The following is a 26428-nucleotide window of genomic DNA, read 5'->3' as shown; positions in this document are numbered from 1 at the left end:
GGACTGCGGCATCCTGCGGCCATGCAGACGGAGCTGAGCAAGAAACTGGGAGTCGAGCACGCCATTTTCGGCTTCACGCCGTTCCCCGCCGTCGCCGCGGCCATCAGCCGGGCGGGTGGGTTCGGTGTGCTCGGCGCGGTCCGCTACACCGCCCCCGACGACCTCAAACGGGACCTCGACTGGGTCGAGAAACATGTCGACGGCAGGCCCTACGGCCTGGATGTCGTCATGCCCGCCAAGAAGGTCGAAGGCGTGAGCGAGGCCGACGTCGAGGCGATGATCCCCGAGGCGCACCGGCAGTACGTCAAGGACACCCTGGCCAAGTACGGCGTGCCGGAACTCGCCGAGGGCGAGGCGTCCGGCTGGCGCATCACCGGGTGGATGGAGCAGGTGGCCCGCAACCAGCTCGACGTCGCTTTCGAGTATCCGATCAAGTTGCTGGCCAACGCGCTCGGTTCACCGCCCGCCGATGTCATCACGCGCGCTCATGACCAGGACGTACTTGTCGCCGCGCTCGCGGGCAGCGCCCGGCACGCCCGTAAGCACGCGGAGGCGGGCATCGACATCGTCGTCGCCCAGGGCTACGAGGCCGGCGGCCACACCGGGGAGATCGCCTCGATGGTGCTCACGCCCGAAGCCGTGGACGCCGTCGATCCGTTGCCCGTGCTGGCGGCCGGAGGTATCGGCAGCGGACAGCAGGTGGCGGCCGCACTGACGCTCGGCGCTCAGGGGGTGTGGCTCGGCTCCATCTGGCTGACCACCACGGAGGCCGACATGCACTCACGCGCCCTGACCCAGAAGCTGCTGGCAGCCGAGTCCGGCGACACGGTCCGCTCGCGCGCGCTGACCGGCAAGCCCGCACGGCAGCTGCGTACCGAATGGACCGACGCCTGGGACGACCCGAACGGACCCGGCACGCTCCCCATGCCGCTGCAGGGCCTGCTGGTCGCCGAGGCGGTCTCGCGGATCCAGAAGTACGAGGTGGAGCCGCTGCTCGGGACGCCCGTCGGGCAGATCGTCGGCCGGATGAACAGCGAGCGCAGCGTCCAGGCCGTCTTCGACGACCTCACGCGCGGCTTCGAGCGGGCCGTCGACCGAATCAACCGGATCGCGGGAAGGAGCGAGGAGTGAGTCAGGCACCCAACGGTTTCTGGGCCCAGGCCGCCGCCGAGCCGGAGCGTACGGCCCTGATCGCGCCCGACGGCGAGGAGTGGACCGCCGGACGGCTGCACGCCGAGACCAACCGGCTCGTGCACGGGCTGCGCGCGGCCGGGCTCGAACGCGGCGATGCCTTCGCGGTCGTGCTGCCCAACGGAGTCGAGTTCTTCACCGCATACCTCGCCGCCCAGCAGGCGGGCTTCTACCTCGTCCCCGTCAACCACCACCTCGTCGGCCCCGAGATCGCCTGGATCGTCTCCGACTCGGGCGCCAAGGTGCTCATCGCGCACGAGCGGTTCGCCGACGCGGCAAGGCACGCCGCCGACGAGGCGAAGCTGCCGGAGAGCCGGCGGTACGCGGTCGGCGCGGTCCAGGGATTCCGGCCGTACGCCGAACTCCCCGACGGACAGCCCGACTCGCCGCCCGAGGACCGCACCCTCGGCTGGGTCATGAACTACACCTCGGGCACCACGGGCCGCCCGCGCGGCATCCGGCGCCCACTGCAGGGCAAGCTCCCCGAAGAGGCGTATCTCGGTGGCTTCCTCGGCATCTTCGGGATCAAACCCTTCGACGACAATGTGCACCTCGTCTGCTCGCCGCTCTACCACACGGCAGTGCTCCAGTTCGCGGGCGCTTCCCTGCACATCGGCCACCGGCTGGTGCTCATGGACAAGTGGACACCTGAGGAGATGCTCCGCCTCATCGACACACACCGGTGCACGCACACGCACATGGTCCCGACCCAGTTCCACCGCCTGCTGGCGCTCCCCGGCGAGGTACGCGCCCGGTACGACGTGTCGTCCATGCGGCACGCCATCCACGGCGCCGCCCCGTGCCCCGACCATGTGAAACGGGCCATGATCGACTGGTGGGGCAACAGCGTGGAGGAGTACTACGCGGCCAGCGAGGGAGGCGGTGCCTTCGCGACCGCCGAGGACTGGCTGAAGAAGCCCGGCACGGTCGGCAAGGCCTGGCCCATCAGCGAACTCGCCGTCTTCGACGACGACGGCAACAAGCTGCCGCCCGGTGAACTGGGCACCGTCTACATGAAGATGAGCACCGGCGGATTCTCGTACCACAAGGACGAGACCAAGACGAAGAAGAACCGCATCGGCGACTTCTTCACCGTCGGCGACCTGGGCTATCTCGACGAGGACGGCTATCTCTTCCTCCGCGACCGCAAGATCGACCTGATCATCTCGGGCGGCGTCAACATCTACCCGGCCGAGATCGAGTCCGCGCTGCTCACCCACCCCGCCGTCGGCGACGCCGCCGCGTTCGGCATCCCGCACGACGACTGGGGCGAGGAGGTCAAGGCCGTCGTCGAACCGGCCCCCGGCTTCGAACCCGGCGAGGCGCTGGCCGCCGAGATCCTCGGCCACTGCGAACGGCAGCTGGCCGGATACAAGCGGCCCAAGAGCGTCGACTTCATCGAGACGATGCCGCGCGATCCCAACGGAAAGCTGTACAAGCGGCGGCTACGGGAGCCGTACTGGGAGGGGCACAGCCGTCCGGTCTAGATCACCGACCGTCCTCCACGCACTTCGCGCCACAGACGCCCGCTGCTTGACCCGCTCCCGCCGCCGAACGAGGATCGCGCCAGGGCAACGGGACGAAGGAGCGGGGTATGACGGTGGCGGCTGGACGCAGCGTGACGGTCGACGGAGTGCTGCGGCGCAGCGCCCGGCGCACTCCCGCCCGCGCCGCGGTCCACTACGGCGAACGGTCCTGGACCTACGCGGAGTTGGACGACGCCGTCTCGCGAGCCGCGCAGGTGCTGCGCGACACGGGGCTCGAACCCGGCGACCGGGTCGGTTCCTACGGCCACAACTCGGACGCGTACCTGATCGGGTTCCTGGCCTGTGCGCGCGCCGGCCTTGTGCACGTACCGGTCAACCAGAACCTGACCGGTGACGACCTCGCGTACATCGTCGGCCAGTCCGGCAGCACGCTCGTCCTGGCCGACCCGGACATCGCCGGGCAACTCCCCGACGGCGTACGGGTGATGCCGCTGCGCGACGCCGACGACTCGCTGCTCGCGCGACTGGCCTCGACGCCGCCGTACGACGGTGACGAGGCGCGCACCGAGGACTTGGTCCAGTTGCTCTACACCTCGGGCACAACCGCCTTGCCGAAAGGGGCCATGCTCACGCACCGCGCCCTGGTGCACGAATATCTGAGCGCGATCACCGCCCTGGACCTGAGCGCGGGCGACCTGCCCGTGCACTCGCTGCCGCTGTACCACTCGGCGCAGATGCATGTGTTCCTGCTGCCGTATCTCGCGGTCGGCGCCCGGAACACCATCCTCGACGCGCCCGACGCCGAGCAGATCTTCGATCTGATCGAGGCAGGGCGCGCGGACAGTCTGTTCGCTCCGCCCACCGTGTGGATCGGGCTGTCGAACCGCCGCGACTTCGCCACCCGCGACCTGAGCGGGCTGCGCAAGGCGTACTACGGGGCGTCGATCATGCCGGTACCGGTGCTCGAGCGCTTGAAGGAGCGGCTGCCGAAGCTGGCCTTCTACAACTGCTTCGGGCAGAGCGAGATCGGCCCCCTGTCCATGGTGCTCGGGCCGCACGAGCACAAGGGGCGGATGGATTCCTGCGGGCGCCCGGTGATGTTCGTCGAGGCGCGGGTCGTGGACGAGTCCGGCAAGGACGTGCCCGACGGGGAGCAGGGCGAGATCGTCTACCGCTCACCGCAGCTCTGCGAGGGCTACTGGGACAAGCCCGAGGAAACGACGGAGGCCTTCCGCGACGGCTGGTTCCACTCCGGGGATCTCGCCGTACGGGACGCCGAGGGGTACTTCACCGTGGTCGACCGGGTGAAGGACGTGATCAACTCCGGCGGCGTACTCGTCGCCTCACGGCAGGTCGAGGACGCGCTCTACACGCATGACGCGGTGGCCGAGGTCGCGGTGATCGGGCTGCCGGACGACCGCTGGATCGAGGCCGTGACCGCGGTGGTCGTCCCCCGCGGCGAGGTCACAGAAGCCGAGCTCACCGCCCACGCGCGCGAGAAGCTGGCGCACTTCAAGGCACCGAAACGGGTCGTGTTCGTGGACGAGCTGCCGCGAAACGCGAGCGGGAAGATCCTCAAGCGGGAGCTGAGGGATCGCTTCCGTGACTGAGCGCTCCGCTGGAGGTGCGGTTCGAAGCTGCGGGTTCGTTGTGGCTGGGCGCGCAGTTCCCCGCGCCCCTAAAGGGGCGCGATACTGCAGCGGGCTTTGGACAGCGACCCAAGCTCGCCCGAACCATCGCCCCAGGTGATTGAACGGTCGAGGCGGGCGAGCCGTACACATATCGGCGGGCCCGGCCTCCCGGGCCTGGTCCGCCGTGCCACCAGCGGGAAACGCACGGAAGGACCTCCGGGTTGTCGAGCACCACGAACTCACCTCAGCTGCCGGACACGGACCGGACGACCCCGGAGAAGGACGTGACGCCGGAGGTCCCTCCGGCGGACACGTCCGACGACACGCCTGCTTCTGAAGAGCGCGCCGCGACTTCTGAGGAGGACGCCGCGGCCGAGGAAGGCAGCGTCACTCAAACCGCCACGGAAGCCCCCGCCGAATCCGCCGGTGAATCGGCCACCGAAGAGGAATCGCCCCCGAGCGACGATCCCGTCGACGCCCCGGACAAACCCGTCGCCGCCCGCCGCTGGCGGGACAGGCACCCGGTCGCGGCGCGCAACGTGGGCTGGACGGTCACGGTCCTGTCCCTCGGGCTCGTGTACTTCGCGCTCCTCATGCCGACCTCGATCGAAGCCTTCAGGCCGGGCCTGTTCATACGCATCCCCGTGGAGGCGATCCTCGGCGCCGGTGTTCTGATCTTCCTGCCGCGCAGGCCACGGCTGGTGGTGGCGGTCCTCGCCGGCCTCAGTCTCGGCGTGCTGACCCTGCTGAACGTCCTCGACATCGGCTTCAACATGTTCCTCGGACGAGGATTCAACGTGGTCCTCGACTGGGTCCTGTTCGACGACGCGAAGGCGTACCTGCAGGACTCGATGGGCAGCGGGGGCACGATCGGTGTCCTGATCGCGGTCGTGGCCCTCGTCCTCGTCATTCTCGCCGCGATGGCACTGGCGGTCCTCCGGCTGAGCAACGTCATGGCCCGTAACCGCGAGAGGGCGTCCCGTACCACCGTGGTGGCCGGGACCGCCTGGGTCACGTGCGCGGCGCTCGGTCTGCAGCTCGGCACCGGTTCGCCGCTCGCGGCCAGGAGCACGGCCGCCCTTCTCGAGGACCGTATGCACCGGGTGCAGGCCACCCTGAAGGACGAGGCGGCGTTCGCCAAGGAGGCCAAGAAGGACAAGTTCGGCAACACCCCGGGCAACCAGCTGCTCACGGGCCTGCGCGGCAAGGACGTCATCTTCACCTTCATCGAGAGCTACGGCCGCAGCGCGGTCGAGGACGAGGACATCGCGCCGGGCGTCAACGCGACCCTCACCGCCAAGAACGAGGAGCTGACCAAGGCCGGGTTCGCCGCCAAGAGCGGCTGGCTCACCTCGGCGACGTACGGCGGCAACAGCTGGCTCGGCCACTCCACGTTCCTGTCGGGCCTGTGGATCAACAACCAGAACCGCTACCGCGTCGTCACCGCGGGCGAGCACCTGACCCTCACCGGGGCCTTCCAGCGCACCGGCGCCTGGCGGACTGTGGGCGTCATGCCGGGCGTCCAGAAGAACTGGCCGGAGGGCAAGTTCTACGGACTCGACAAGGTCTACGACTCCCGGGACCTCGGCTACAAGGGCCCCAAGTTCAGCTGGTCGACCATGCCCGACCAGTACGCCCTGAAGGCCTTCGAGCGGCTGGAGCACGGCAAGAAGCAGGACAAGCCGCTGATGTCGCAGATCATCCTGACCTCCAGCCACCAGCCCTGGGCGCCCCTCCCCAAGACGATCCCCGATGAGCAGGTCGGCAACGGCTCGGTCTACAAGGACATCCAGAAGGCCGGCAAGAAGCCCGGGGACGTCTTCTACGACTCCGACAAGGCGAAGGAGGAGTACGGCAAGTCCATCCAGTACTCCGTGACCAGCCTCATCGACTACGTGACGAAGTACGGCAGCAAGGACACCGTGCTCGTCTTCCTCGGCGACCACCAGCCCATGGCCAAGGTCAGCGGCAGCAAGGCCAGCCGGGACGTGCCGATCTCGATCGTCGCCCAGGACAAGTCCGTACTGGACAAGATCGACGACTGGGACTGGACGGACGGCCTCAAGCCCGACGCGACGGCCCCGGTCTGGCGGATGGACTCCTTCCGCGACCGCTTCCTGACGGCGTACGGCTCACAGCCCAATCCCTCCAAGTAGGGGCCGGCCAGGCTGCCTATCGCCTTCGAAGGTCCACGATCCGCTTGATCTTGCCGACCGACCGCTCCAGCGACTCCGGTTCGACGATCTCGACTCCGACCGAGACTCCGATGCCGTCCTTCACGGCCGCCGCGATGGCGTGCGCGGCCGCGTCGCGGGTCGCGGGAGCGGCCCCGGCTCGTGCCTCGGCGCGCACGGTGAGCGCGTCGAGGCGGCCCTCGCGGGTCAGCCGCAGCTGGAAGTGCGGGGCGACGCCCGGGGTGCGCAGGACGATCTCCTCGATCTGGGTGGGGAAAAGGTTCACACCGCGCAGGACGATCATGTCGTCGCTGCGGCCGGTGATCTTCTCCATGCGGCGGAAGACGCGTGCCGTGCCGGGCAGCAGGCGGGTCAGGTCCCGGGTCCGGTAACGGATCACGGGCATGGCCTCCTTGGTGAGCGAGGTGAAGACCAGCTCGCCCTCCTCGCCGTCCGGCAGCGGCTCGCCCGTGATCGGATCGACGACCTCCGGGTAGAAGTGGTCCTCCCAGACGTGGAGCCCGTCCTTCGTCTCCACGCACTCCTGCGCGACGCCCGGCCCGATCACCTCAGACAGCCCGTATATGTCGACCGCGTCGATCGCGAACCGCTCCTCGATCTCCCGGCGCATCTCCTCCGTCCACGGCTCCGCGCCGAAGATGCCCACGCGCAGCGAGGTCCCGCGGGGATCGACACCCTGCCGCTCGAACTCGTCCAGCAGCGTCAGCATGTAGGACGGGGTCAGCATGATGATCCCGGGCTTCAGGTCCTGGATCAGTGTGACCTGGCGGGCGGTCATGCCGCCGGACGCCGGGATCACCGTGCAGCCGAGCCGTTCGGCTCCGTAGTGCGCGCCGAGCCCGCCGGTGAAGAGCCCATAGCCGTATGCCACATGGACCGTGTCACCGGGACGGCCGCCCGCCGCCCGGATCGAGCGGGCGACCATGTCCGACCACAGGGACAGGTCCCCGTCCGTGTAGCCGACGACCGTGGGACGCCCGGTGGTGCCGCTCGACGCGTGAATGCGCCGGATCTTGTCCCGGGGCACGGCGAACATCCCGTACGGGTAGTTCTCCCGCAGGTCCGCTTTGGTGGTGAAGGGGAAACGGACCAGGTCGGCGAGCGCGCGGCAGTCGTCGGGGTGTACTCCGGCCTTGTCGAAGGACTCCCGGTAGAAGGGCACGTTCTCGTACGCGTGCCGCAGCGACGCCCGCAGCCGCTCCAGCTGAAGGTCGCGCAAGCCGTCCACGTCGAGTCGTTCTCCCGCGTCCAGCAGATCCGCCGTGCCCGCCGTGCCCGCCGCGTCCGCCATGGGGACTTCTCCCTCGCCAACCGCACCATTACGGACGACCGATCATTCGGTCGAGGTGTTCGGGATCAGTAATTCAGGGGCGCGGGCGGTCGTCAAGACGTACGGCAGGGGTGTGGCGGGCGGAGCCAGGAAAGAGGCAGTTCGGTGTGTCCGGCCCGGGGAAGGCTCAGCGGTTCGCCTCCACCGCTACCGACCGGGCCCACCGGTAGTCCGCCTTGCCGCTCGGGGAGCGCTGGATGGTGTCCGTGATGACCAGTTGGCGCGGGACCTTGTAGCCGGCGAGGCGCGTGCGGCAGTGGGCCTGGATGTCGTCCAGGGTCGGCGGCGCCACACCGTCGCGCAGCTGCACCACGGCCGCCACATGGTTGCCCCACTTCGCATCCGGCACTCCTGCCACCAGCGCGTCGTACACGTCCGGATGCGCCTTGAGGGCCTGTTCGACCTCCTCCGGATAGACCTTCTCGCCGCCGGTGTTGATGCACTGGGAGCCGCGGCCGAGGACGGTGACGACGCCCTCTTCGTCGACGGTCGCCATGTCGCCGAGGAGTACCCACCGTTCGCCGTCCTTCTGGAAGAAGGTCTCGGCGGTTTTCTTGGGGTCGTTGTAGTAGCCGAGAGGTACGTGTCCACGCTGGGCGACGCGGCCGGGTTCGCCGACGGCGACAGGTTTGTGAGTGGCGGGATCCACCACCTGTGTACGGGAGTTGACGCGCACCCGGAAGCCCCTGTCCGGGCCCGAGTCCTCCGTCGCCGTGCCGTTGAAGCCGGACTCCGACGAGCCGAAGTTGTTGAGCAGCAGCACGTTGGGCATGAGGGCCTGGAACTGTTCGCGCACCGTGTCCGACATGATCGCGCCGGAGGACGAGACGCTGAACATGGACGAGCAGTCCGTACCCTTCATGGGGCCGTTGAGCGCGTCGATCAGCGGACGCAGCATCGCGTCACCGACCAGCGACATGCTGGTGACCTTCTCCTTCTCGATGGTGCGCAGGACCTCCTCGGGCACGAACTTGCGGTGGATCACCACGCGTTGGCCGAAGTGGAAGCCGATGAACGCGGTGAGGGTCGAGGTGCCGTGCATCAGCGGGGGAGTGGGGAAGAAGGTGATCCCGTCGCCACCCGCCGCGACCCGCTCGGCCAGCTCCTCCGGCTTCTTGACCGGCTCGCCGGTCGGGGCGCCGCCGCCCAGGCCCGAGAAGAACAGATCCTCCTGGCGCCACATCACGCCCTTGGGCATACCGGTGGTGCCGCCGGTGTAGATGATGAACTGGTCGTCGGCCGAGCGCGGCTCGAAGCCTCGCATGGCGGACCCGGAGGCCTCGGCCTGGACGAAGTCCACCGCGGACAGCGGCGGAGCGTCGGGCGCGGGGGTCCCCACCCGCACCAGATGCCGCAGCTTCTCCGCCCGCGGCAGCGCCGCCGCCACCCGCTCGGTGAACTCCGCGTCGAAGACCAGGGCCACCAGATCCGCGTCCCGGTAGAGGTAGACCAACTCCTCTTCCACATAGCGGTAGTTGACATTGACCGGGACGATCCGCGCCTTGAGGCACCCGAGGACGGTCTGCAGATACTCGATGCCGTTGTAGAGGTGCAGCCCGAGATGCTCGCCAGGACGTATGCCGTTGTCGATCAGGTGGTGCGCGACGCGGTTGGCGGCCGCGTCCAGTTCGGCGTACGTGAGGCGGCGCTCCGCTCCCGTGCCGGGGTGGTCGATGTACACGAGCGCCTCGCGGTCGGGCACCACGTCGACGATCGACTCGAACAGATCGGCAAGGTTGTACTCCACCGCTCCTCCTGACGCCGGCAATCATCGGCAGAACCATCGGCAAAGAGACACGCATCCATCGGTTCGACGGTCATCAGAGCAAAGCCCGCCACAACTGTGAAGGGTTCGCGCAGAAGAAATCTGACTCCCTGTCAGAAAACCCTTGAACTGGCTCCTCCCCTCCTGCAACCTGTTCTCGTTCCGGAGACAGGAGGACCCGATGGGTGGCACGGAACACCTCACCGTGCAGCGCGAAGGCGCCACGATGGTGCTCACGCTGAACAGGCCCGAGGCCAAGAACGCGCTCTCGCTGCCGATGCTGGTAGGCCTGTACGACGGCTGGATGGAGGCCGACGAGGACGACGCGATCCGCTCGATCGTGCTGACCGGCGCGGGCGGCGCGTTCTGCGCGGGCATGGACCTCAAGGCCCTGGCCGGCCGGGGGATGGAGGGTCAGCAGTACCGCGACCGGCTCAAAGCGGACCCCGATCTCCACTGGAAGGCGATGCTGCGCCATCACCGGCCGCGCAAGCCGGTGATCGCCGCCGTCGAGGGCTACTGCGTCGCGGGCGGCACCGAGGTGCTCCAGGGCACCGACATCCGCGTCGCTGGCGAGTCCGCCACCTTCGGACTCTTCGAGGTGAAGCGCGGCCTGTTCCCGATCGGCGGCTCGACGGTCCGACTCCAGCGGCAGATCCCGCGTACGCACGCGCTGGAGATGCTGCTGACCGGCCGTCCGTACTCGGCTCAGGAGGCCGCCGACATCGGCCTGATCGGGCATGTCGTCCCCGACGGGACGGCCCTGGAGAAGGCTCTCGCCGTCGCCGAGCAGATCAACGCGTGTGGGCCGCTGGCCGTAGAGGCCGTCAAGGCGTCTGTGTACGAGACCGCCGAGATGACCGAGGCCGATGGGCTGGCTGCCGAGCTCAAGCGGGGGTGGCCGATCTTTGACACCGCTGATGCCAAGGAGGGTTCGCGCGCCTTCGCCGAGAAACGGCCGCCGGTGTACCGGCGCGAGTAGCTCCGCTGGGAGGCCGGTTTGAAGCTGCGGGTTCGTCGTGGCTGGTCGCGCAGTTCCCCGCGCCCCTAAAGGGGCGCTGCCCCCTGTTCTCCGGAGGAGACCCCGTGCCCCAAGTCCTCAAAGCCCCCCTGGTCGTCGAGTTTCCCTTCACCCGTTCCCTCGGCCCCGTCCAGAGCGCCTTTCTCACCGGACTGCGTGAACGCGTCGTCCTCGGTGTGAAGACCGGTGACGGCAGGACCCTCGTCCCGCCCGTCGAGTACGACCCCGTCACCTCCGAGGAGATCCGGGATCTCGTCGAGGTGGCGCCCACCGGCACCGTCACCACCTGGGCCTGGAACCACGCCCCCCGTCGCGGCCAGCCCCTCGACACCCCCTTCGCCTGGGTCCTCGTGAAACTCGACGGTGCCGACACGTCCCTTCTGCACGCCCTGGACGCCCCCGGCCCCGACGCCCTGCGCAGCGGGATGCGCGTCCGCATCCGATGGGCCGAGGAACGCTCCGGCGCCATCACGGACATCACCTGCTTCGAGCCGTACGACAGCCCCGAAGGGCCTGAACTCGCGGGCCACGACGGGCGGTTCGAGGACATGGTGACCGGCATCGTCGCCCCGGCCCGCCTCGACTACACCTACTCGCCCGGACGCGCCCAGTCCGGCTACATCAACGCGCTCGCCGACCGGCGGATCGTCGGCGAACGCTGCCCGTCCTGCCGCAAGGTGTACGTCCCGCCGAGGGGCGCGTGCCCCACCTGTGGCGTGGCCACGTCGGAAGAGGTCGAAGTCGGGCCGGGCGGCACCGTCACCACGTACTGCATCGTCAACATCAAGGCGAAGAACCTCGACATCGAAGTCCCGTACGTCTACGCGCACATCGCGCTCGACGGCGCCGACCTCGCCCTGCACGGCCGCATCGGCGGCATCCCCTACGACCAGGTGCGCATGGGCCTGCGCGTCGAGCCGGTGTGGACCGATGGCGGCCGTTACCCCGACCACTACCGGCCCACCGGCGAGCCGGACGCGGACTACGAGACGTACAAGGAGCTGGTGTGATGCGCGAGATCGCCGTAGTGGCCTTCGGGCAGACCGAGCACCGGCGCACCAGCGACGAGCTCTCCGAGGTGGAGATGCTCATGCCGGTCCTGCACGAGGTCCTGGCCCGGACCGGCATGAAGACCAGCGACATCGGCTTCACCTGCTCCGGCTCCACGGACTATCTCGCGGGCCGCGCCTTCTCCTTCACCATGGCGCTCGACGGTGTCGGCGCCTGGCCGCCGATCTCCGAGTCGCACGTGGAGATGGACGGGGCCTGGGCCCTGTACGAGGCCTGGACGAAGCTGCTCACCGGGGACGCCGACACCGCGCTCGTGTACTCGTACGGCAAGTCCTCGCCCGGCTCCGTACGCGATGTGCTGACCCGGCAGCTCGACCCGTACTACGTGGCCCCCCTGTGGCCGGATTCCGTGGCCCTGGCCGCCCTTCAGGCGCAGGCGCTCATCGACGCGGGCGACACGGACGAGCCCGCGCTCGCCGGGGTCGCCTCCCGCAGCCGCGAGGACGCGCGGGACAACTCCAGTGCGCAGCTGAGGGGTTCGGCGCCGCAGGGGGAGTACGTCGTACGTCCTCTCCGTGCCGGCGACTGCCCGCCCATCGGCGACGGGGCCGCGGCCGTGATCCTCGCGGCGGGGGAGCGGGCCCGCGAACTGTGCGAGCGGCCCGCCTGGATCCGCGGCATCGATCACCGTATCGAGGCGCACGGTCTGGGGGTACGCGATCTGACCGACTCGCCGTCCACGCGGCTGGCCGCCGAGAAGGCCGGTGCTTTCGAACGGCCCGTCGACACCGCCGAGTTGCACGCGCCCTTCACCTCTCAGGAAGTGGTCCTGCGCAAGGCCCTGCGGCTGGGCGGGGACGTCGCGGTCAACCCCTCCGGGGGAGCGCTCGCCGCCAACCCGATCATGGCCGCCGGGCTCATCCGCGTCGGCGAGGCCGCCGCCCGTATCCACCGCGGCGCGTCCGACCGCGCGCTCGCCCACGCCACCTCAGGACCCTGTCTGCAACAGAACCTGGTCGCCGTACTCGAAGGGGACACCCGATGAGCCGCCCGATGAGCAAGGAGCCCGTGGCCGTCGTCGGGATCGGCCAGACCAAGCACGTGGCCGCCCGCCGGGACGTGTCCCTCGCGGGACTCGTCCGAGAAGCAGCCCAAGCGGCCCTGGCGGACGCCGAGTTGACGTGGGCCGACATCGACGCCGTCGTCATCGGCAAGGCGCCCGACTTCTTCGAGGGCGTCATGATGCCCGAGCTGTACCTCGCCGACGCCCTCGGCGCGGTCGGCAAACCCATGCTGCGTGTACACACCGCGGGCTCCGTCGGCGGCTCCACCGCGCTCGTCGCCACGAACCTGATCGCGGGCCGCGTCCACGGCACCGTCCTCACCCTGGCCTACGAGAAACAGTCCGAGTCGAACGCCATGTGGGGCCTGTCCCTGCCGATCCCCTTCCAGCAGCCGCTGCTGGCCGGCGCGGGCGGCTTCTTCGCGCCCCACGTGCGTGCGTACATGCGGCGCACCGGCGCCCCCGACACGGTCGGCTCCCTGGTCGCGTACAAGGACCGTCGCAACGCGCTCAAGAACCCGTACGCGCATCTGCACGAGCACGACATCACGCTGGAGAAGGTCCAGGCCTCGCCGATGCTGTGGGACCCGATCCGCTACTCCGAGACCTGCCCGTCGTCGGACGGCGCGTGCGCGATGGTGCTCACCGACCGTGCGGGCGCCGCCCGCTCACCCCGCCCACCCGCGTGGATGCACGGCGGCGCGATGCGCAGCGAGCCGACCCTCTTCGCGGGCAAGGACTTCGTGTCACCGCAGGCCGGCAAGGACTGCGCGGCGGACGTGTACCGACAGGCCGGGATCACCGACCCGCGGAGGGAGATCGACGCCGTCGAGATGTACGTGCCGTTCTCCTGGTACGAGCCCATGTGGCTGGAGAATCTCGGCTTCGCCGCCGAGGGCGAGGGCTGGAAACTCACCGAGTCAGGAGTGACGGAACTCGACGGGGACCTGCCCGTCAACATGTCCGGCGGCGTCCTGTCCACCAATCCGATCGGCGCGTCCGGGATGATCCGCTTCGCGGAAGCGGCCCTTCAGGTACGCGGCCAGGCCGGAGAACACCAGGTCGACGGGGTGCGGAGGGCGCTGGGGCACGCCTACGGAGGTGGCTCGCAGTTCTTCTCGATGTGGCTGGTGGGGACTGAACCTCCCGCTTCCTGAACGTGCCCCTCACGTGGCCTGTGCCTGGCGGTGACCGATCGCTAGGCTGGCCGCGGACGACGAACCGGGAGGAGCACGGACGTGGCCGAGAGCACCATCCAGCAGCACCCGCTCGTAGGCTGGGACAAGCCGGAGCTTGACCTCAGCAACGCCGACTGGCGATCCAGCAGCCGAGGGCTGGGAGATGTCCAGATCGCCTTTGTCGAGGGTTTCATCGCGATGCGCAACAGTGGCCGCCCCGAAAGCCCCTCCCTGATCTTCACACCCGCGGAGTGGGGCGCGTTCGTGTCGGGGGCACGGGAGGGGGAGTTCGACCTCACCTGACACCCGGCAGAGGGGTGTTTTCCCTCGTCTTCTCCGGACACGCGACCTTCGGCCCTGTCCTGGGGCCATGCCTGAGCGAGGCTGGCCCCAGGAATCAGAAGGCGGCGTTCCGGAGGCGAGAAACGCATGAGCACCCTGCCTGTCATCGCGGCGGCCGACGGTTCGGACGACAGCCTGCGCGCCCTGGAGTGGGCCTTCGGCGCCGCCCGGATGCGTGAGGCGCCGCTGCGCGTGGTCCATGTGCGGCAGTACGCGCCCTGGGCACAGCCCGAGGTCCTGCCCGCCGCACCGCCGGAGCCGGACCAGGACCCGGTCCTCAACGAGGTACGCACCCGCCTTGAGTACCGGGCCGACCGGCCGGTGACGGAGTACCTCCTCCTGGAAGGCTCGCCTGCGGCAGTACTGCCCGAACTCGGCTCCACCGCGCAGCTGTTGGTCCTCGGTTCCCGTGGCCGTGGCGGCTTCGCCAGCCTGATCCTCGGCTCCAACAGCATGGCCGCCGCGCGTGACGCGGAGTGTCCCGTCGTCGTGGTACCCCGCCCCGGACGCGAGGTGCACGAGAACGGCCCCGCCGCACCCGGCCCGCGCGTGGTGGTCGGCCTGCACGTCGACAGCCCTGACGAGGCGAGCCTCGCCTTCGCCTTCACCGAGGCCGCACGCCGCGCGGCCCGCGTGCAGGTGGTCGCCGCGTACGCGTGGCCGCTCCAGATGTGGGCCGTCCCCGGCGACTTCATCACGACCTCGACCGTCGACCAGGCGGCCATCGAGACCGGGACCAGAACACTGGCCGACGGCTTCGTGGCCCCGCATCGCGAGCGGCACCCCGAGGTCCGCGCCGATGTGGACGTCGTGCCGGGCGATGCCGCCGGTCACCTCGTCGCGGCCTCCAAGGACGCCGACCTCGTCGTGGTGGGCCGCCACCGTCGACGACTGCTGGCTCCCGCCCGCATGATCGGCTCGGTCACGCAGGCGGTGTTGCTGCACGCGGCGAGTCCGGTGGCGGTGGTGCCGCCGACCGGCGAGGAGAGCTGAGCGCTCCGCTGGAGGTCCAGTGCGTCACGGTCCAGTGCGTGCCTGCGGGTCCGTTGTGGCTGGTCGCGCAGTTCCCCGCGCCCCTACGGGGCGCTCCTCACCGCAGCACCACACACCCGCGCGCTTCGAGTGCCCGCCCCACTTCGGCCGGGACCTCGATGTCGTTCCACCGCAGATCCAGCTTCTCCAGCGACGGCAACTCCGCTACCCAGGACGGCAGTTCCGCGAGCCGGTTGGCTCGCAGATCGAGCCGTCGCAGCAACGGCAGCCCACGCAGCACCTCGGGGACTTCCGCGAACTCGTTCTCCCGCAGTTCCAGTTCCCGCAGCTCGCGCAGATTCCGTACGGAGCCGGGGAGCGCCGTGAGCTGATTACCGCGCAGCCACAGCTCGCGCAGCGAGGACAACTCGCCCAGCGAGGCGGGCAGTCGAGTGACCCGGTTGTGCTGGGCGCGCAGCTCCACCAGGCCTTTCATCGATCCCAGCGACTCCGGCAGTGCTGTGAGGCGGTTCTCGCCGACGTTCAGGTAGGCGAGCTGGACCAGACGGCCCAACGACTCGGGAAGCGAGACGAGTTGGTTGTCGTGCAGGTAGAGGAAGCGGGTGAGGCCCGTCAGGTCACCCAGCTCGTCCGGGATCTCGGTGATGCGGTTGTGTCCGAGATCCAGCGTGTGCAAGGTGGTGAGGGTTCCGATGCGGGCGGGCAGCTCGGTGAGTGCGTTGTCCGGCAGCAGCAGGACTTCCGGCGCGGGGTGCTGCCACACCTCCTCGGGTACGCCGCTGAGCCCGGCCCGCCAGTAGTCGAGTATGCCTAGACGGTTCACGGCCACAGCAACTGCCTGACCCAGCCCTGGCTCTTGCTCTCGCCGGACCGCAGATAAACGAGGTTGCGAGCCGTCGGATTCCCTTCGGCGCCCGCCGTGGAAGCATCATCGCGTGCGGCTCGCGCACCGTTCCTTTGGACTGAGCGGGAGTGAGCCCGATCAGCCGCACGCCCCGAACGGTCTTGGGCGCACTGGTCCCCAGCGTACTCAGCCCCGGGGTGGCGACACGGATCCTGTCCGTGGTCCGTTCCCGGGAGGCCGGTTCCCTGTGTGACCTGGCCATGTTGATGCGGCCAGAGGCGGCGGGGAGGCCCTGAACCATCACTCCGGTGGAGCAGGGGCCCTGCACGCTGGCGCCGCACCCGGCGCCCCAGATCACGCCGCAACGCTAACCCGGACGGCCCAGGGTGCCGCAAGCCCGGATGCCAACCATCACACGATCGAGTTAGAGCGCCCTTGTGCGCGCTCCTCGACGGGGCAGCTATCTCGGCCGCGAGCAGCCACTCGGTGAACAGCTCGGAGGGCGTGGCGGGGGCCTCGGTGGGGTCGAAGCCGGGTAGTTCGCCCGCGAACACCTCCAGGCCGCGCAGCAGTTGGCGCAGATCACCCATGGACACTCCTCACGCTGCTAATGGATACAGGGGAACTTAACATTAGCCGTATGGACGTCTCGATCAGCCCGGACGCACGGCTCGCGCTGGACCTCGCACTGACCATCCGGCACGACGGCAAGGGCGGGGTCGCCGACGACCTCGCCACCGCGGCGGGGCTCGCCACGTGGGTGCGCGAGCATCCGGGAGCCGGTGGTGGCGACGGTTTCCAGGCCGAAGAGTCCGAGCTGGCCGCCGTACGAGACGTACGCGCCGCCGTCCGCGCCCTGTTCGCCCGTGCCGTGCGTCCCGGCGAGCCGAGCCCGGCCGACGCGGCGCGGCTGATGCCCGTACGGGACGCCGTCGAGCGGCTCAACGCCCAGGCGGCCCTCGCCCCGACCGTCCCCGTACTGTCATGGGCCGAGGGCGCCGACCCCGTCGTACGCCAGGGACCCGTGCGCGGTGAGTGGCCGCTCGCCGCGACCCTCGCCCGAGCCGCCATCGCCTTCCTCGCGGGCCCCGACCGGCAGCGGCTGCGCGCCTGCCACGCACCGCGCTGTGTGCGCTACTTCCTCAAGGAGCACCCACGCCAGGAGTGGTGCAAGCCCTCGTGCGGCAACCGGGCCCGTGTCGCCCGCCATCACGAGCGGCACAAGCGCACGGCATAACCTCCCCACATGAGTGCAGAACGCGACCTCGCCCGGCTCCTCGGTGATCTTCGGCCCGCCCTCCATCCCGGCCGCTACGTCTTCACCACGGTTCCCGCCGGCACGGCACCGCCGGGCCTCGCCCCGGTCGTCACCGTCGCCGAGGACGAGGGCCTCACCCTCGTCGTACCGCAGGGGAACGCCGACGCCGCGCGTCTGAGCTACGACTATGTGGCGGCCTGGATCACGCTGCGCGTCCACTCCGCGCTGGACGCCGTCGGCCTTACCGCCGCCGTCGCCCGGGCACTGGCCGATGCGGGCCTGAGCTGCAATGTCGTCGCCGGCTTCCACCACGACCACCTCTTCGTGCCGTACGAGCGGGCGGCCGAGGCGGTGGCTCTTCTGGAACGGCTCGCCGACCGCTCCGGTCCGTAAGGGGAGGGCGGGATTCGAGGCGGTCACCGCAATTTTCCGGTCGGCGCCGAGCGTCGTCTCCCGCACGCCGTCGCGCCCCGACTTGCACGTACCATGGCGACATGTCCTTCCTCCGCCGCCGCAGCGCCACACCCGCAGGGCCCGACTTCGATGTTCTGGCCATGGACCCGGGAGACTGGCCGGGCAATCTCGGCGCGGGCCTGCTGCCCGCCCCCGACGGCAGCTGCCAGGGCGTGTTCCTGCGCTACGACCTGTTCGGCGGACGCGGTCCCGCGATGATCATCGGCAATCTGCCGGAGGGTTCCCCGGCCCGCGAGGTCGGCGAGGGCGAGATCCCGTTCGAGGTGGCCCAGCTGCTGCTGGCGCTGGAGAACGACGAGGAGGTCACCGTCGTCGGCGCCGAGGACACGCCGGTGATGCAGGGCGACAACCTCCTGATCGTGCGCCGCCTCAAGCTCTCCGAGGCGCGGATCTCCTGTGTGCAGTTCGACCGCAGTGACAATGTCCAGGTGACCATCGCCGCCTGGGACCGCCCCATCACCGACGACCTGTACGCGCTGCTGAAGCCGCTGCCCGCGGAGCTGTTCCAGCAGGGCTGATCGGCTTGAAGTGGTCGGTTTTGAACCTGTCTTGTTCGGTGTGCCGCACGCTGTGTCATGACTCTTGTCGCCCAGGTGATCGGACCCCTAGCGTCCTGAGTATGTCGCATGAGTCGAACGAGTCGCATGAGCCGCATGAGATATCGCGAAGAACCACGCTGAAAACCACAGTTGGCGGGGCAGCCGGTCTCGCCCTGGGCGGCGGGAGCCTGGCCTCAGCCGGGACGGCCGCCGCTGATTCCTCCGATGTATCGCGGGAGCCCTTGGTGCTGTGGTACGCCGCTCCGGCCGCCGACTGGGAGCGCGAGGCCCTGCCCATCGGCAACGGCGCGCTCGGCGCCATGGTGTTCGGCACGCTCGCCTCCGAGCGGCTGCAGTTCAACGAGAAGACCCTGTGGACCGGCGGCCCCGGCTCGGTCCAGGGCTACGACTTCGGCAACTGGCGCGAGGCACGGCCGGGCGCGATCGCCGCCGTGCAGGACGAACTCGACGCCCGGACCCGGATCGACCCCGAGAGCGTCGCCGACGAGCTGGGCCAGCCACGCGTCGGATACGGCGCTCACCAGACCTTCGGCGATCTCTACCTCGATGTTCCGGACGCACCGACGTCCCCGCCGGACACGTACCGCCGAGAACTCGACATCTCCAACGCCGTCGCGACCGTCGTCTACATGCACCAACAGGTCCGCCACCAGAGGGAGTTCTTCGCCTCCTACCCCGACGGCGTGATCGCGGGACGGCTGAGCGCGGACCGGCCCGGCAGCGTCACCTTCACCCTCCGCTACACCTCGCCCCGCAGCGACTTCACCGCCACAGCCGCGAGCGGCCGCCTGACGGTACGCGGGGTGCTCGCGGACAACGGACTTCGCTTCGAGACGCAGATCCGGGTACGCAGCAACGGCGGCACCGTCACCTCGAACGCCGACGGCACGATCACGGTGACCGGCGCCGACAGCGCCTGGTTCGTTCTGGCCGCGGGCACGGACTACGCCGACACCTACCCCGGCTACCGGGGCAAGGACCCTCACGCCGCAGTTACCCGCACCCTCGACAAGGCCGGCGACCGCTACCAGTCACTGCTCGTCCGCCATGTCCGCGACCACCGCGCCCTGTTCGACCGCGTCAGCCTCGACATCGGCCAGACCGTCCCCGCCGACGTGCCCACGGACGGGCTCCTGGCGAACTACACGGGCGGTACGAGCGCCACGGACCGGGCACTGGAAGCCCTCTACTTCCAGTACGGCCGCTACCTCCTCATCGCCTCCTCACGCCCCGGCTCCCTGCCCGCCAACCTCCAGGGCGTCTGGAACCACAGCACCACACCACCCTGGTCGGCCGACTACCACGTCAACATCAACCTCCAGATGAACTACTGGCCCGCCGAGGCCGCGAACCTCGCCGAGACCACAGCCCCGTACGACCGCTTCGTCGAAGCCCTGCGCGCACCAGGACGCCGTACCGCCAAGGAGATGTTCGGCTCGCCCGGCTGGGTCGTGCACAACGAGACCAACCCCTACGGCTTCACCGGCGTGCACGACTGGCCGACCGCCTTCTGGTTCCCCGAGGCGGCCGCGTGGCTCACCGGGCAGCTGTACGAGCACTACCGGTTCGGGGGTTCCACGGACTACCTCCGGACGACGGCGTACCCGGTGATGAAGGAAGCCGCCGAGTTCTGGCTCGACAACCTGCGCACCGATCCGCGGGACGGCACGCTGGTCGTCACGCCCAGCTACTCGCCCGAGCACGGCGACTTCACGGCCGGCGCGGCCATGTCCCAGCAGATCGTGCACGACCTGCTCACCAACACCCTTGAGGCAGCCGGCATCCTGGGCGACTCGCCCGCCTTCCGCCGCGCACTCGAGAAGACACTGGCCGACCTGGACCCCGGCCTGCGCATCGGCTCCTGGGGTCAACTCCAGGAGTGGAAGGCCGACTTGGACGACCCGGCCGACGACCACCGGCACGTCTCGCACCTCTACGCCCTGCACCCCGGACGGCAGATCGAGCCCGGCACCAAGTGGGCCGACGCCGCGAAGGTCTCGCTCACCGCGCGCGGCGACGGTGGCACCGGCTGGTCCAAGGCCTGGAAGATCAACTTCTGGGCGCGACTCCGCGACGGCGACCACGCCCACAAGATGCTCGGCGAACAGCTCAAGACCTCGACCCTGCCCAACCTGTGGGACACCCACCCGCCGTTCCAGATCGACGGCAATTTCGGCGGCACCTCCGGAATGGTCGAGATGCTCCTCCAGAGCCAGTACGACGCGATCGAGGTACTCCCGGCCCTGCCCGCCACCTGGCCGAACGGCTCGGTCCGCGGGCTGCGCGCCCGCGGCGGTGCGACGCTCGACATCGACTGGGAGGGCGGCCATGCCGCTCGCATCGCATTGAGGGCGTCGCGGACCTGCCGGCTCACCGTCCGCAGCGACCTGCTGCCGGACGGCGAGGTGACGATCAAGGCGATCGCCGGGCGCCGGTACGTCTGGGACAAGGAGGCCTGACGTTTCCCGCCGGGGAGGCGGTGGGGGAGCGTCCGCACCCCGGCGCGCGTACGGTGGCTCCTGTCGACCGATCCATGTCTCACGACAGGAGACGCATGATGGCGGGCGAACCGACCTTCTTCGAAATCGGCGTGGCCGACGCCGAGCGGGGCCGTGCCTTCTACGGAGCCCTCTTCGGCTGGACCTTCGACCCCGGCCCGGCCGGAGGCGGAGGTTTCGCCATCACCACCGGCGGGGTGCCGGGCGGCCTGCACGGCGGTGACGCGGGCGCCTCCCCTTATCTGTTCTTCCGGGTGGAGGACCTGGATGCGGCGGCCGCCCGGGTCCGTGACCTGGGCGGCACCGTGGAGGACATGGGTGAGGAGGGCGCCGGGAGCGAGGAGTCGGCCGCTCGGTTCGGCCGGTTCAGGCTCTGCCGCGACGACCAGGGCTCCGTGTTCGGACTGCACGAACCGCCGGCGGGCGCGTGAGGCCCTACGCGGAGGACGGCACCACCCGCACGTCGGCGGCCCGCACGTACGCCACGCGATGGCCGAACTGGATCTCGTAGTACATGTCCGAGCCGCGCACCACGCGGTGTGGTGTCGTGTCGAAGGTCGGTGCGTAGAAGTACTCGCCCGGCAGCTTGTCGCCGGTCGCGTACTTCTGGCCCGCGAGAAGCTTGTACGGCAGGGGCGAGATCGGCTGGACGGGCACGCCCGCCGGGTAGGCCTCCTTCTCCGGGTAGGCGCGCCCGTACACGGGGATCTCCGTGAGACCGGCCTTCGGCGTGACCACGGGACCGGACGTGTGCACCGCCGTCGGCTGCTTCGCGGGGTTCTTGAACCAGGCCTTCCGGCCCAGGTACCAGATCGCCGTCCAGTCGCCGTCGCGGCCCGCGACCGCGTACTGCTGACCGGTGGAGACACGTGATCCCGTGTCGTTCACATCGGTCGTGGAGTCCTCGCCGCCCGGCCGCAGGCCGATGTCCTTGACCAGGGGCGCGTCCTCGTCAGGCTCGGTGTGGAGGCGTACGGCACTGGATCCGTGCGCCGCGCAGGGTTCGCCCTTGGTGACGCAGCCCGTGAACTCCGGGCGATTCTTGGTGAATTGGGGCCGTACGGTCACCAGGCCGCCGGTGGAACCGGCCGTGCCGCGGAACGGCCTGCCGAGCAGTGTGAAGTAGTGCTGCCAGTCCCAGTACGGGCCCGGGTCGGTGTGCATGCCCGGGATGGTCGATGTCGTCGGGCCCGGCACGGTGTCGTGGCCGAGGATGTGCTGCCGGTCCAGGGGAATGCCGTACTTCTTGGCGAGGTACTTCACCAGGCGTGCCGACGTCCGGTACATCTCCTCCGTGTACCAGGCGTCCGGCGCCGCGAGGAACCCTTCGTGCTCCAGGCCGACCGACTTGGCGTTCACGAACCAGTTGCCCGCGTGCCAGCCCACGTCCTTGGTCTTCACGTGCTGCGCGATATGACCGTCCGTGGAGCGCAGCGAGTAGTGCCACGACACATACGTCGGGTCCTGCACCAGCTTGAGTGTGGTGTCCCAGGTGGCCTCGGTGTCGTGGATGACGATGTAGTCGATGCTCTGGGACGCGGGCCGGTTCGCGAGATCGTGGTTGCCGTAGTCGCCGTCGCCGAACTCCTCGTACGGCGCCGGAATCCACTCGCAGGACACGGTCGCCGGGCACTCGGTGCCCTCCGCCGCGGCCGTCCGCAGCCCCGCACGCTTCAACTGCGCCGTATCGGGGCGCAGTCGCGGCTGTGCGGCCAGCGCGACCCGCTGTCCCGCGTCCGTGGTGCGCTGCTCGCCCTCACGGATCACCTCGTACACGTCATTCGCGTACGTCGCGGCCGTCGCCGTGTCGTCCGCGCCCGAGTAACGCGCCACCGCCCCGTACCAGTCGGCCGCGTCATCGCTCAGCGGCTCGCCCAGCTCCTTCTGGGCGGCGGCCAGCAGGGCGGCACCGCCTTCCACATTGGCGGCCGCGTCCGTACGCAGTCGTTCCGCAGGGAGCCCGGTCAGCCCGGCCGCCTGCGTCAAGGTCCTCAGCCGGGCGGGGAGTTCGGCGCCCTCCGGGACCTTCGTTTCGGGCAGCAGGGCGGTGCGGGAGTCGTCGCCGCGCGCATCCTCCGTGGCGTCGCTGTGATGCGGTGCCACGGTTCGGGCGATCGCGGTGGGGGCGTCGGTGAGGTGCATCGGACCGTAGCCGCCCGTGACACTCGGCGCCCCCTCGTGCGTGTCCCACCGGGACTGCAGATAGGAGACGGCGAGGAGCACACTCTGCGGGACCTGGTACTCGGCCGCCGCCGTGGCGAAGGCATTCTGCAGATGTCCGGAAGGAGCCTGCGATGACGCCTGTGACGACACCCGTTCGGCGCTGTCGGACGGGGCCGCGCCGAGCAGCGGCAGCAGCAGCGCCGTCGAGGCGATGGCGCCCGCGGCCCTGCGTACTCGTCTGTGCCCGGCGGGTGGGATGGGGCCGGTGGTGGATCCTCGCAAGGCGGGCCTCCTGGGGCGATCGAGCGCGATGAGCGGAACGGCCGGGGGTGCGTCTGTGCTACCCGGCTTTCCGACGATGCGTCAATCATGTCCAGGCGAAGGTGATTTCCCACGTCAGCGGCGCGTGTCGAGCCCGCGCACGGCATGACGAAGGTCCGCGATGCACCTGTCCCAGGCGCATCGCGGACCGCCGCCCCGTCAGCGAGTGCCGACCGCCGCTCGAACGGCCCGTCGGGCCAGCTGGCAGTCGTCGTGCAGCCGCCTGAGCAACAGCCGCTGTTCCTCGCCGGACGGCGCGGCACCCGGGTGGGCAGGTCCCGGTGCCGCCGGGGTCGTGTCGTGCATCGAACGCTGCACGGCCGTCTCGTACGTACGGATCTCACGGGTCAGTACGAGCATCAGGTTCACCAGGAACGCGTCCCGCGCCGCGGGACCCGCCGACTGCGCGAGCTGGCTGATCTGCCGCCGGGCGACCGGGGCGTCGCCGAGGACCGACCACAGCGTCGCCAGGTCGTAGCCCGGGAGATACCAGCCCGCGTGCTCCCAGTCCACCAGCACTGGACCGGCCGGTGAGAGCAGGATGTTCGACAGCAACGCGTCGCCGTGGCAGAACTGGCCCATCCCCTGGCGCCCCGCCGAGTGCGCGATGCCGTGCACGAGCTTCTGCAGATCGCCCATGTCCCGGTCGGTGAGCAGCCCCAGCTCGTGATATCGGGCTATCCGCGCCGCGTAGTCCAACGGGGCGTCGAACGTCCCCGCCGGCGGCCGCCACCCGTTGAGCCGGCAGATCGCGCCCAGTGCCGCCCTGATGTCCGCACGTGGCGGGGCCTCCGCCGGGTGCCGCTGCAGTGCCGCCACACGGCCCGGCATCCGCTCGATGACCAGCGTGCAGTTGTCCGGGTCCGCCGCGATCAGCCGTGGCACCCGCACCGGGGGCCGGTGCCGTACGAAGGAGCGGTATGCCGCTATTTCATGGCGGATCCGCTCGGCCCACACTGGAGAGTGGTCCAGTAAACACTTCGCGACGGCCGTGCTGCGCCCTGTCGTTCCGACAAGGAGCACCGAACGCCCGCTGCGGCGCAACACCTGCACCGGAGCGAACTCCGGACAGATCCGGTGCACCGACGCGATCGCCGTGCGCAACTGCGCGCCCTGAGGGCCGGACAAGTCGAGTCTCCCGCTGAGCGGTTGGGTGCCGACCCCCGGTACGCGCCGCGTCCGACCGGCACCGAGCACGGGTGACCCCGGGCGCGCGGGGTCCAGATAGGGGCCGCTGCCCGCCCTTGGGGACTCCCCGGATCGAGGAGCCTGTGGACGCGGGCGCAGCGAACGGGGCGGGGCGGACACGGAGGACGATGCTGCGTACATGGGTGATACAGATCCCTTCGTGTGCCTGCGAATTACCGCGCTACCCGCCCCGGCCGCCTCGGCGCACCCTGGGGAATGTCCCTACGGCGACCGGGTCGGGGTGGCGCGTTCCTACCTGACACCCGATGCGCACTGGCACACCATCTGGCGCACCCTGGCGAACCCTGGCGAATAGTCCCGCAGCAACTGACACGGGGTTACTGTCAACTCAGCCGAGAACCTGGGGGCTTGACGTGAGCGGACAACCCAACACTCGTCTGTCGGATCTGTTCGGCCTGGCCGGCTGGTCCAAGGGCGAGCTCGCGCGGATGGTCAACCGGAAGGCGGCGGCCATGGGCCACCCCCAGCTGGCGACCGACACTTCGCGGGTGCGGCGCTGGATCGACATGGGAGAGATCCCGCGTGATCCGGTTCCGCGAGTGCTGGCAGTGCTGTTCACCGAGCGTCTCGGCCGTGTCGTGACCATCGAGGACCTCGGTCTGGTCCGGCACGGGCGTACGGGAAAGCGGCTGGGCGGCGGGAGTGAGGAACATCCCGACGGAGTGCCGTGGACGCCCGATCGGACCGCCGCGGTCCTCACCGAATTCACGGGAATGGACCTCATGCTCAACCGACGCGGCTTGGTGGGCGCGGGCGCCGCGCTCGCCGCAGGATCCGCACTCAGCAGCGCCATGCACGACTGGCTGCACTCCGATCCGGCCCTTTCGGCCGACGCTCCCGAACTCGACGATCCCCTGCACGCCGACCCCGCTGGGTACGACCGCTACGAGGCCGCCCCCATCGGGTCGCAGGAGATCGAAGAGCTGGAGCGCTCGGTCGAGGTGTTCCGGGCCTGGGACGCGGCCCGCGGCGGCGGGCTGCAACGCAAGGCTGTCGTAGGACAGCTCAACGAAGTGGGCGGCATGCTCGCCTACCGACACCCCGACCATCTGCAGCGGCGCCTGTGGGGCGTCGCCGCCAACCTCGCCGTCCTCGCGGGCTGGATGTCGCACGACGTCGGCCTGGAGCCCACGGCTCAGAAGTACTTCATCATCGCCGCCCACGCCGCCCGTGAGGGCGGTGACCGGCCCCGTGCCGGGGAGGCGCTCTCCCGCGCCGCGCGCCAGATGGTGCACCTGGGGCGGCCCGACGACGCACTGGACCTCATGAAGCTCGCCAAGTCGGGCTCCGGTGACGAGGTGCTGCCGCGCACCCAGGCCATGCTCTACACCATCGAGGCCTGGGCTCAGGCGTCGATGGGCAGGGGCCAGGCCATGCGGCGCACCCTCGGCGAGGCGGAGGACCTCTTCGTCTCGGACAAGAGCGACGTACCGGCGCCGAGTTGGATGCAGCTCTTCGACGAGGCGGACCTGCACGGTATGCAGGCCCTGGCGTACCGGACGCTCGCGGAGCACGAGCCGGCGGCGTCCGCCGTCGCGCAGCGCCATGCGAAGCAGGCGCTCCAACTGCGTGAGAAGGGCCGGGACCGGTCGAAGATCTTCGACCACCTCTCGCTCGCGTCCGCCTGCTTCATCGCCGACGACCCCGAACAGGCCGACCGGTACGCACGCCTGGCCCTGACCTCGATGGGCACGAACTCCTCCCATCGCACCTGGGACCGGCTGCGTGAGATGTACCGGCTGACGGGGCAGTACTCCAGCTACCCGAAGATCCACGACCTGCGTGAAGAGATCAAACAGGCGCTGCCCAAGGGGGTGAACACCCGGGGTGGCAACAGCACTCGGGCGTGATTGCCCGGCATGAGCGTATGAGCACGTATCAGCGTGCAGTCCTG

21 protein-coding genes are annotated in these 26428 nt (G+C 69.8%); 16 read left to right on the top strand and 5 right to left on the bottom strand.

From position 1 onward, the window contains the following. Positions 1 to 21 precede the first annotated feature (21 nt). The 4 genes from G5C60_RS02560 (at position 22) to G5C60_RS02545 (ending at position 6465) form a co-directional block, all read left to right on the top strand. Positions 22 to 1131 (top strand): nitronate monooxygenase, encoded by a 1110-nt coding sequence (locus G5C60_RS02560; RefSeq protein WP_165254493.1) that lies wholly within the window; start codon positions 22 to 24, stop codon positions 1129 to 1131. Then, on the top strand, positions 1128 to 2678 hold the full coding sequence (locus tag G5C60_RS02555) for an AMP-binding protein (protein ID WP_165254492.1): 1551 nt from the start codon (positions 1128 to 1130) through the stop codon (positions 2676 to 2678). Before G5C60_RS02560 ends, G5C60_RS02555 begins: the two co-directional genes overlap by 4 nt. Positions 2679 to 2785: 107 nt before the next feature. Then, the gene (locus G5C60_RS02550) at positions 2786 to 4288 is read left to right on the top strand and encodes an acyl-CoA synthetase (protein ID WP_165254491.1); all 1503 of its coding nucleotides are present in this window, start codon (positions 2786 to 2788) and stop codon (positions 4286 to 4288) included. 242 nt (positions 4289 to 4530) lie between these two features. Next, on the top strand, positions 4531 to 6465 hold the full coding sequence (locus tag G5C60_RS02545; protein ID WP_165254490.1) for a sulfatase-like hydrolase/transferase: 1935 nt from the start codon (positions 4531 to 4533) through the stop codon (positions 6463 to 6465). Between the two features lie 16 nt (positions 6466 to 6481). Here the strand turns inward: G5C60_RS02545 and paaK are convergent, their stop codons facing one another. Both paaK and G5C60_RS02535 read right to left on the bottom strand, forming a co-directional pair. Then, the gene (gene paaK, locus G5C60_RS02540; protein WP_165254489.1) at positions 6482 to 7795 is read right to left on the bottom strand and encodes a phenylacetate--CoA ligase PaaK; all 1314 of its coding nucleotides are present in this window, start codon (positions 7793 to 7795) and stop codon (positions 6482 to 6484) included. A 166-nt stretch (positions 7796 to 7961) separates the two neighbouring features. Further along, positions 7962 to 9581 carry an AMP-binding protein gene (locus tag G5C60_RS02535; RefSeq protein ID WP_165254488.1) on the bottom strand — a complete coding sequence of 540 codons (1620 nt, stop codon included), beginning with the start codon at positions 9579 to 9581 and terminating at the stop codon, positions 7962 to 7964. Positions 9582 to 9780: 199 nt separating this feature from the next. On the opposite strand from G5C60_RS02535, the gene G5C60_RS02530 reads away from it, so the two are divergent. The 6 genes from G5C60_RS02530 to G5C60_RS02505 all read left to right on the top strand — a co-directional run bounded on the left by G5C60_RS02530 (position 9781) and on the right by G5C60_RS02505 (position 15207). Beyond that, a complete protein-coding gene (locus tag G5C60_RS02530) occupies positions 9781 to 10581 on the top strand; it encodes a crotonase/enoyl-CoA hydratase family protein (RefSeq protein ID WP_165254487.1) in 801 nt (266 codons plus the stop codon). Between the two features lie 104 nt (positions 10582 to 10685). Further along, positions 10686 to 11630, top strand: a complete 945-nt coding sequence (locus tag G5C60_RS02525; RefSeq protein WP_165254486.1) for an OB-fold domain-containing protein — start codon at positions 10686 to 10688, stop codon at positions 11628 to 11630. After that, a complete protein-coding gene (locus tag G5C60_RS02520; protein WP_206439011.1) occupies positions 11630 to 12676 on the top strand; it encodes a thiolase domain-containing protein in 1047 nt (348 codons plus the stop codon). Before G5C60_RS02525 ends, G5C60_RS02520 begins: the two co-directional genes overlap by 1 nt. An 8-nt stretch (positions 12677 to 12684) precedes the next feature. Next, a complete protein-coding gene (locus G5C60_RS02515; RefSeq protein ID WP_165254484.1) occupies positions 12685 to 13851 on the top strand; it encodes a thiolase domain-containing protein in 1167 nt (388 codons plus the stop codon). Between the two features lie 81 nt (positions 13852 to 13932). Next, the gene (locus G5C60_RS02510; RefSeq protein ID WP_165254483.1) at positions 13933 to 14175 is read left to right on the top strand and encodes a DUF397 domain-containing protein; all 243 of its coding nucleotides are present in this window, start codon (positions 13933 to 13935) and stop codon (positions 14173 to 14175) included. Positions 14176 to 14301: 126 nt separating this feature from the next. Next, a complete protein-coding gene (locus G5C60_RS02505) occupies positions 14302 to 15207 on the top strand; it encodes a universal stress protein (protein WP_165254482.1) in 906 nt (301 codons plus the stop codon). A 97-nt stretch (positions 15208 to 15304) separates the two neighbouring features. On the opposite strand, the gene G5C60_RS02500 is transcribed toward G5C60_RS02505, so the two are convergent. Beyond that, a complete protein-coding gene (locus tag G5C60_RS02500) occupies positions 15305 to 16030 on the bottom strand; it encodes a leucine-rich repeat domain-containing protein (RefSeq protein WP_165254481.1) in 726 nt (241 codons plus the stop codon). Positions 16031 to 16691: 661 nt separating this feature from the next. On the opposite strand from G5C60_RS02500, the gene G5C60_RS02495 reads away from it, so the two are divergent. The 5 genes from G5C60_RS02495 to G5C60_RS02475 all read left to right on the top strand — a co-directional run bounded on the left by G5C60_RS02495 (position 16692) and on the right by G5C60_RS02475 (position 21272). Continuing rightward, positions 16692 to 17288 (top strand): CGNR zinc finger domain-containing protein, encoded by a 597-nt coding sequence (locus G5C60_RS02495; RefSeq protein ID WP_165254480.1) that lies wholly within the window; start codon positions 16692 to 16694, stop codon positions 17286 to 17288. A 9-nt stretch (positions 17289 to 17297) separates the two neighbouring features. After that, positions 17298 to 17702: an ACT domain-containing protein gene (locus tag G5C60_RS02490; protein WP_165254479.1), complete on the top strand. Its 405-nt coding sequence runs from the start codon at positions 17298 to 17300 to the stop codon at positions 17700 to 17702. 101 nt (positions 17703 to 17803) lie between these two features. Beyond that, complete coding sequence (locus G5C60_RS02485) at positions 17804 to 18301, top strand: hypothetical protein (RefSeq protein ID WP_165254478.1); 498 nt, start codon at positions 17804 to 17806, stop codon at positions 18299 to 18301. 266 nt (positions 18302 to 18567) lie between these two features. Next, complete coding sequence (locus G5C60_RS02480; RefSeq protein WP_165254477.1) at positions 18568 to 20802, top strand: glycosyl hydrolase family 95 catalytic domain-containing protein; 2235 nt, start codon at positions 18568 to 18570, stop codon at positions 20800 to 20802. Between the two features lie 98 nt (positions 20803 to 20900). Then, positions 20901 to 21272, top strand: coding sequence for a VOC family protein (locus G5C60_RS02475; RefSeq protein WP_165254511.1), 372 nt, complete (start codon positions 20901 to 20903; stop codon positions 21270 to 21272). A gap of 4 nt (positions 21273 to 21276) precedes the next feature. Here G5C60_RS02475 and G5C60_RS02470 read toward each other — a convergent pair whose 3' ends face one another. Together G5C60_RS02470 and G5C60_RS02465 are read right to left on the bottom strand one after the other, a co-directional pair. Next, on the bottom strand, positions 21277 to 23286 hold the full coding sequence (locus tag G5C60_RS02470; RefSeq protein WP_165254476.1) for an N-acetylmuramoyl-L-alanine amidase: 2010 nt from the start codon (positions 23284 to 23286) through the stop codon (positions 21277 to 21279). A gap of 198 nt (positions 23287 to 23484) precedes the next feature. Continuing rightward, the gene (locus G5C60_RS02465) at positions 23485 to 24654 is read right to left on the bottom strand and encodes an aminoglycoside phosphotransferase family protein (RefSeq protein ID WP_165254475.1); all 1170 of its coding nucleotides are present in this window, start codon (positions 24652 to 24654) and stop codon (positions 23485 to 23487) included. Positions 24655 to 24887: 233 nt separating this feature from the next. Here G5C60_RS02465 and G5C60_RS02460 point away from each other — a divergent pair, with 233 nt between their 5' ends. After that, positions 24888 to 26384 (top strand): DNA-binding protein NsdB, encoded by a 1497-nt coding sequence (locus G5C60_RS02460; protein ID WP_165254474.1) that lies wholly within the window; start codon positions 24888 to 24890, stop codon positions 26382 to 26384. The last annotated feature ends 44 nt before the right edge of the window (positions 26385 to 26428 follow it).

It is taken from the genome of Streptomyces scabichelini, from assembly GCF_011045015.1.
Taxonomy (GTDB): Bacteria; Actinomycetota; Actinomycetes; order Streptomycetales; family Streptomycetaceae; genus Streptomyces; species Streptomyces scabichelini.
This window is presented reverse-complemented; position numbering and strand designations above follow the sequence as displayed.